This is a genomic window from Synechococcus sp. EJ6-Ellesmere, assembly GCF_024345875.1.
GTDB lineage: Bacteria > Cyanobacteriota > Cyanobacteriia > PCC-6307 > Cyanobiaceae > Regnicoccus_A > Regnicoccus_A antarcticus.
This window is the reverse complement of record NZ_JAGQBY010000177.1, coordinates 1-6,131: the sequence shown is the minus strand read 5'-3', so window position 1 is coordinate 6,131 and position 6,131 is coordinate 1. Positions and strand designations below refer to the sequence as shown.

Sequence of the window (6,131 nt, the reverse complement as noted above, 5' to 3'; positions counted from 1 at the left end):
CCAGCACCGCCCTCGGCTGGCCCTTGGCGCAGCGGGCCAGAAGAAGCAGCACCTTCACGGTCTGGCTGGGCTCGCAGCCATGGGCGGCGCAGAGGGCTTCGATGCTGTGCTGATCCGGTGTGTGGAGTTCCACCGCCTCGGCAGCGGTCGGCACCAGGGGAACCGCCGGCTCCGGCAGGGAGCAGGCCCGCTCCTGGTTGGCGGCATAGCGCCCGTCCGCACTGCTGAGGATCAGATCCTCCCCGGCATCGGCGGTCACCATGAACTCCTGGCTGGCCGAGCCGCCGATGGCGCCGCTGTCGGCCTCCACCGCGACGGTGCGCAGGCCACAGCGGCTGAAGATGCGGCGGTAGGCCTGGTCCATGCGCTGGTAGGTGAGCCTGAGGTCGGCCTCGTCGGCATGGAAGGAATAGCCATCCTTCATGATGAATTCACGCCCGCGCATCAGGCCGAAGCGGGGCCGGATCTCATCCCTGAACTTGGTCTGGATCTGGTAGAGGGTCACCGGCAGTTGCCGGTAGGACCGCAGCAGGTCGGCGGCCAGGGCCGAGATCACCTCTTCGTGGGTAGGGCCGAGCCCGAGGGAGCGCTCCTGGCGGTCGACCAGGTGGAACATGATTCCCTCCCCGGCGGTGTAGCCCTGCCAGCGACCGCTGCGCTCCCAGAGGCTGGCGGGCTGCCGGGCGGGCAGGAGGGTTTCCAGGGCGCCGGTGGCGTCCATCTCCTGGCGCACGATCGCCGAGATCTTGCTGAGCACGCGCCAGAGCAGGGGCAGGTAGGCGTACACACCCGAGGCCACCCGGCGCATGTAACCGCCACGCAGCAGCAGCTTGTGGGAGGGGATCTCGGCTTCCGCCGGGTCATCCCGCAGCGTCACCAGCATCAGGCGGGAGACGCGCATGGAAATGAGCAGCTTGAGCGGCCTGGGACCTTATCACCGGGTCTTGCAGGGGGCCAACGGGACCGGTTTAATCACCCCACCGGGTGGGCCCATCCAGAGGCCTGGCCAACCAGGCTTCCTCTGCTAACGTCGGCATGCATTCCCAGCCGTCCAAGATAAGTCTTATGGTTGCACCCACGGCCGGCTCCAACGGAGAGCTCCCACCGACCGTGGCGCCCTCCTGGCCTGCCGGCCTGCCTGATCCTGGCCCCGAATCGAGCGAAGGACTGATCGGCATCGACGAGGTGCAGAAAGCGCTCAACCGTTCCAGGGCCTCGGTGTACCGATACACCAACACCGATCCCCGCAACCTCAACCCACCATTCAATCCGCGCAAGCTCAATCCGGAATACCGCACCGATCAGAAGGAGGCTCTGCTGTTTCACCCCAATGAGGTGGCCCGTTTCGCTCGCGATGTGCTCCGCATCAAGGAGGTGACGGTGGAGGTGCTCAATTCGCCCTCGACGGCCACCCAGCAGCTGCTGAGCTCGATCCTCCAGGAACTTCAGGCCATCCGGCACAGCCTCCAGGATCTGGATCAGGCCCCGGCGGTGCTCAGCAGCAAGCGCGATCAGCTGGAGCAGTCGCGCCCTGCCGCCTGAGAGGCCCGTCATGGGCTTGGGCAGACGGGTGCCAGAGGTGGCATATTGAAGTTGGTAACCGACTGACTGAAGGTTGTTTTCTTTCCTCCAGTCAGGTCGTTGCCGCTTCCAGGTTCAGCTCTTTGATCGGCCTAAGTGCCCATCGAACTCTGCTCCTTGAAGCTGGTCCCTCATCCCTCTCCATGGATTCCGAACCTCCGCGAACCGGCACTCCCACAGCCACTGCCTCTGCCTCTGCCTCTGCAGTGTTCGCCAACCTCCTCACCCCCACCGCCACCGAGTCAGGGAGTGGGTCGCCAGCAGCAAGAGGGGGTTCCACAGATGATTCGTACAATCCAGACGGATTTCTGGATCCCGGCTCACCGCTCCTTGGAGTCACGATCGCCCTGCTGGCGCTGATCGTTCCTGTGGCTGCGGTTCTGCTTGAGCGCAGCGCTTTCCGGGCTGATCCCCGCTTCTCCATCCCCATCAGTCGTGGACATCAGCAGCCTGGCCGCCTCGCCATCCCAGGGATTGGTGAATCTGGTGGTGGAGATCCCCGCCGGTAGTCGCAACAAGTACGAATACAACAGCGTGGCCGGCCTGATGGCTCTCGATCGAGTGCTCCACTCCTCGGTCCGTTATCCGTTCGACTACGGCTTCGTTCCCAACACCCTTGCCCAGGACGGAGCTCCCCTCGACGCGATGGTGATCATGGAAGAGCCCACCTTCGCCGGCTGCCTGATCACCGCCCGGCCAATCGGCTACCTCGACATGATCGACTGCGGCGCCCATGACGGAAAACTGTTGTGCGTTCCCGAGGCCGACGGCCGTCAGAGCGGGTTGTGCAGCATTCGCCAGATCGCTGCGAACCAGCTCGAGGATGTGGCCGAATTTTTTCGCACCTACAAGAATCTGGAGGGGCGGGCGGTTGAGATCATCGGATGGGAGGACGCCGATGCCGTTCCTGCCTTGCTGGAGCGCTGCATCCAGGCCGCCCGCGCCGATCAGGACGAGCGCTGCAGCAGGAAGCCCTCGTAATCGAGGGCCTGGAACACCCGCGCCGGATCCCCGAAGCCAGCGGCGTTCACCAGAGCGGTGAGCCGCGCCAGGCCCACTGGATGGGCCCCGTGGGTGAGTGGCTCGAGCAGCTCAAGGGGTGCCTCGAGCTGGGAAGCCCGCTGGAAACCCAGCCAGGCCTCAGCCATCTGCTCTTCCAGCAGGGGTAGGGCCGGGCGCATCAGATCCACCAGCACCAGCTGGCCCCCAGGCCGGAGGCAGCGGGCCAGGGCTGAAAGAAACGCCAGCTTGCTGCCGTCATCGGGTAAGGCCTGCAGCACCAGCACCGAGAGTGCCCCATCGAAGCTGGCCTCCAGCTCCAGCGCCTCCACGGTGCTCTGCTGCCAGGTGAGGCCAGTTGCCGCGGTGCCGAGGCGCTGCTGGGCGGCGCTGAGCATCACCTCAGAGGGATCGATCGCGCTCAGTCGCCAGTCGGGGCGCTGGGCCAGGGCCTCCACCAGCTCGGCCCCGGTTCCGCAGCCGGCCACCAGCACCTCAGCTCCTGCCTGGGCTGCAAGGGGTGAGGCCGCAAGCAGGGCCACCCCGAGGCGGGCAAGACTGGCGTAGCCAGGTATCAGGCCCTGCACCACCTGGTCATACCCGGAGAGTTCGCCGCTGATCGGTGCAGCCATGGCCCTGTGCGCGCTCTTGAGGATCGTAGGTAGCGGCGGCGGCGCCCGGACCAACAACCATTGCAAGGCGGCCATCCCAAGACCCGCCGGAAGGTAAGTTGGTATGCGCCAGTAGCCGCTGCGATCCGTGCCCACCATCCGCTTCGATAATGAAGACCAGAAGGTTGGTTGTATCGAGGGGGCCAACCTGCGCCAGGCGGCTTTGGATGCCGGCATCAACCCCTACAAGGGTCTGAACAACCTCAACAATTGCGGCGGCCTGGGCCAGTGCGGCACCTGCGTCGTCGAAGTGCTTGAGGGCGCCCAGAATCTCTCGCCCCGCAGCGATGTCGAGCAGGTTTACCTGTCTGATCGCCCAGCCAACTACCGCCTCAGCTGCCGCACCAGCGTCAACGGCGACGTGACCATCCGCACCCGGCCGGACGCCGCCGTGGGCAAGGGCTCCAACAGCCTTGTCGGTGCGCTGAAATCGCTCGTCGGGCGGAAGTGAGCCCAGCTGGCGCCTCCAGCGGAGGCCGCCCTCGGCTGTACAGCTATCCGAAGTGCTCCACCTGCCGACGGGCCCTGAAGTGGCTTGCGGCTGAGGGACTTGAGGTGGATCTGGTCGACATCACCCTCTCGCCCCCATCCAAGGTGCAGCTGGAGCACATCTGGGCGAGCCTTGCTGACCCCCGGCGCTTGTTCAACACCAGCGGGGCCAGTTACCGCGCCCTTGGAGCCGCCCAGGTCAAGGCAATGTCTCGCGACGAAGCCATCACAGCCCTGGCCGCTGATGGCAAGTTGATCCGCCGCCCCCTTCTGCTGGCCGAAGGCGTTGCGGTGCTCACGGGCTTTGATCCCGAGATCTGGAAGGAAGCCCTGAAGCCTCTGCTCCGATCGGCTGGTCCTGAGCTGCGGTCGACGGTGGCACCGTGAGCTGATCCAGCTCACGAATCAGGGCATCGATCCCGGTGCGATTGATCTGGGCCAGGTAGGTGAGCTTGAGTTCCTCCAGCAGCGCGCAGACCAGCTGCTGGCTGCGCTCCAGCACCGGACCACTTTCGAGGGCTTGGGCCAGCTCGTCCCAGAAACGATCGACGCAATCACGCAGCAGATCGATCTGGCGGTTGTCGCGCCGCTGCAGCCTTGAGCCAGCGCCGCGCGAGAGCTCCATCATGCTGTCCACCATTCCGGAGGCGAGCTGCTGGGTGAGTTGCTGCTCGACCTGCATCAGCAGCTGAAGCTGGCGCAGACCCGGTGGCACCACCATCGATTGAAGCGTCTGCTGCAGGGCATGGGCCAGGACGGCCTGGAGCTGGGGCGCCAGCCGAGGGCCGACATCGCTGAGCAGCAGGGGGCCCCAGATGCGCATCAGTTCCACCAGCTCACGCTCGTCGTTGATCGAGACGCTCTGATGGCTGCGCAGTCGGCGGATCCGCTGGGGCCACTGGGGGGAGCGGATCAAGCCCTGGGCCCCGTCCATGAGCTGCAGGGCGAGCACCTCGAACAGCTCCACGGCAAGGAGGGCCACCACCGCTCGGCTGACCACAGCCCGAAGGGGCTCCATGTTCACCAGGCCACTGGTCTGAAGCCTCTCCACCACAGGAATCAGGCGCAGCCAGCGCCAGAACGGCATCAGCAGGGGCAGATCAGTCCAGCGCCGCAGCAGGGCCTCTCCCCAGCTCAGGCCAGGCAGGCGGCGGCGCAGCCGTGCCGCCCGCAGCAGGATGTCAGCCAGGAAGACGCTCTGGAAAAGCAGCAGATCAAAGCGCCAGAAATTGTCGGTGGGACGGCCGTTCTCATCGATGGAGCGCCAGTAGTTGGTGGCCACCAGCGGCAGCACCTGCTGCTGCCAGAAGCGGCGCTCCTCGCTCCAGGGCTGGCGGCTCAGCCAGTCGTCTCCAAGCAGCTGTTCGGCCGATTGTTTGGCCGAATCCTGGTCGGCGCGCTCGCGCAGGCGATTCTTGATCTTCTCCAGCGTGCCGGAGCCACCCGAGGCCAGAAATGGGTTGTCGTCGATCATCTGATCGGTGAGCGCAACCTGACGACGGCGCAGGTCGCTGGCTGAGGACCCGGCCAACAGGGCGCGGTCCATCTGATCGAACGCATCCAGGTAGGCCTGGGTTTCCCGGTGGGCTTCGATCCCCTTCACCGGGTCGTAGTGGGGCGTGATGTCGGGCAGAAAGCCGAGCCGCAGCACGAGCGGGGCCGAGGGCAGGGGATAGAGGTTGCGCTGGAGCCAGAACGTCCGCAGGGGCACGTAGGTGATGTCGAAGCAGACCCAGAGCAGATTGAAGGCCGCCCAGAGCGCAACGAACTGATCCCAGCGATGTCCAAGGCGGTTGCTGCCTGCCGAGGACCTCAGATGCCAGCGCGGCCGCACCATGGAGAACAGCGTCGATTGACCCAGGGTAGGGAGGGGGATTGCCCCGCTCCGGAGCCTTAGGGTGACCGGCTCCAGCAGGAGAGCATTGAGCGCCGAGGATTCCCCATCACCGACCACACCAGCTGGGATACCTGAACACGAGCCGGAGAAGGGGTCGAAGCCGCAGGAGCACTCGGGCCAGGGCTCGGAGAGCTCCTGGGCGTTCTGGCGCAGCGTGCTGCTCACCCTGGCGGTGGCACTAGGGATCCGTCAGTTTCTGCTGGAGGCCCGCTTCATCCCCTCGGGCTCGATGCTGCCCGGCCTTCAGATCCAGGACCGGCTGCTGGTGGAGAAGATCACCTTTCGCAGCCGTGCCCCCCGGCGGGGAGAAATCGTGGTGTTCCACTCCCCCTTTCACTTCGACCCCGCCTTGCAGGCCAATCGAAGCCCGAGCCCCCTGGGCTGCCTGCTGGTGAACCTCCCCCTGATCGGCTCGATACCGGGCCTCCAGGAGCCCGCCTGCGATGCCTACATCAAACGGGTGGTGGCCATCCCCGGCGACCGGGTGGTGGTCA

The 6,131-nt window shown here is 65.8% G+C and carries 9 protein-coding genes; 5 read left to right on the top strand and 4 right to left on the bottom strand.

The window, feature by feature from the left end:
• Positions 1-901 (bottom strand): proline--tRNA ligase (proS, locus tag KBY78_RS15370; protein WP_255144367.1); only part of this gene is annotated, 901 nt, incomplete at its 3' end.
• 164 nt (positions 902-1,065) lie between these two features.
• Here proS and KBY78_RS15365 point away from each other — a divergent pair.
• The gene (locus KBY78_RS15365) at positions 1,066-1,542 is read left to right on the top strand and encodes a hypothetical protein (RefSeq protein WP_006171228.1); all 477 of its coding nucleotides are present in this window, start codon (positions 1,066-1,068) and stop codon (positions 1,540-1,542) included.
• Between the two features lie 359 nt (positions 1,543-1,901).
• Here the strand turns inward: KBY78_RS15365 and KBY78_RS15360 are convergent, their stop codons facing one another.
• Positions 1,902-2,024: a hypothetical protein gene (locus KBY78_RS15360; RefSeq protein ID WP_255144366.1), complete on the bottom strand. Its 123-nt coding sequence runs from the start codon at positions 2,022-2,024 to the stop codon at positions 1,902-1,904.
• Here KBY78_RS15360 and KBY78_RS15355 point away from each other — a divergent pair.
• Positions 2,017-2,562, top strand: a complete 546-nt coding sequence (locus KBY78_RS15355) for an inorganic diphosphatase (protein WP_006171226.1) — start codon at positions 2,017-2,019, stop codon at positions 2,560-2,562. The genes KBY78_RS15360 and KBY78_RS15355 overlap by 8 nt on opposite strands.
• Here KBY78_RS15355 and KBY78_RS15350 read toward each other — a convergent pair.
• The gene (locus tag KBY78_RS15350) at positions 2,529-3,212 is read right to left on the bottom strand and encodes a class I SAM-dependent methyltransferase (protein WP_006171225.1); all 684 of its coding nucleotides are present in this window, start codon (positions 3,210-3,212) and stop codon (positions 2,529-2,531) included. The genes KBY78_RS15355 and KBY78_RS15350 overlap by 34 nt on opposite strands.
• A gap of 127 nt (positions 3,213-3,339) precedes the next feature.
• Between KBY78_RS15350 and KBY78_RS15345 the strand changes: the two genes are divergently transcribed.
• A complete protein-coding gene (locus tag KBY78_RS15345; RefSeq protein WP_006171224.1) occupies positions 3,340-3,702 on the top strand; it encodes a 2Fe-2S iron-sulfur cluster-binding protein in 363 nt (120 codons plus the stop codon).
• Positions 3,699-4,127 (top strand): Spx/MgsR family RNA polymerase-binding regulatory protein, encoded by a 429-nt coding sequence (locus tag KBY78_RS15340; protein WP_255144365.1) that lies wholly within the window; start codon positions 3,699-3,701, stop codon positions 4,125-4,127. The genes KBY78_RS15345 and KBY78_RS15340 overlap by 4 nt, the downstream gene beginning before the upstream one ends.
• Here the strand turns inward: KBY78_RS15340 and KBY78_RS15335 are convergent.
• Positions 4,036-5,577, bottom strand: a complete 1,542-nt coding sequence (locus KBY78_RS15335) for a hypothetical protein (protein WP_050751388.1) — start codon at positions 5,575-5,577, stop codon at positions 4,036-4,038. The genes KBY78_RS15340 and KBY78_RS15335 overlap by 92 nt on opposite strands.
• A gap of 214 nt (positions 5,578-5,791) precedes the next feature.
• Between KBY78_RS15335 and lepB the strand changes: the two genes are divergently transcribed.
• On the top strand, positions 5,792-6,131 hold a 340-nt coding region (gene lepB, locus KBY78_RS15330; RefSeq protein ID WP_255144364.1), incomplete at its 3' end, for a signal peptidase I.

Coding starts and splice junctions, on each gene's coding strand:
- KBY78_RS15335 (WP_050751388.1), bottom strand. CDS start 5,577: ATGGTGCGGCCGCGCTGGCATCTGAGGTCCTCGGCAGGCAGCAACCGC.
- KBY78_RS15350 (WP_006171225.1), bottom strand. CDS start 3,212: ATGGCTGCACCGATCAGCGGCGAACTCTCCGGGTATGACCAGGTGGTG.
- KBY78_RS15365 (WP_006171228.1), top strand. CDS start 1,066: ATGGTTGCACCCACGGCCGGCTCCAACGGAGAGCTCCCACCGACCGTG.
- KBY78_RS15360 (WP_255144366.1), bottom strand. CDS start 2,024: ATGTCCACGACTGATGGGGATGGAGAAGCGGGGATCAGCCCGGAAAGC.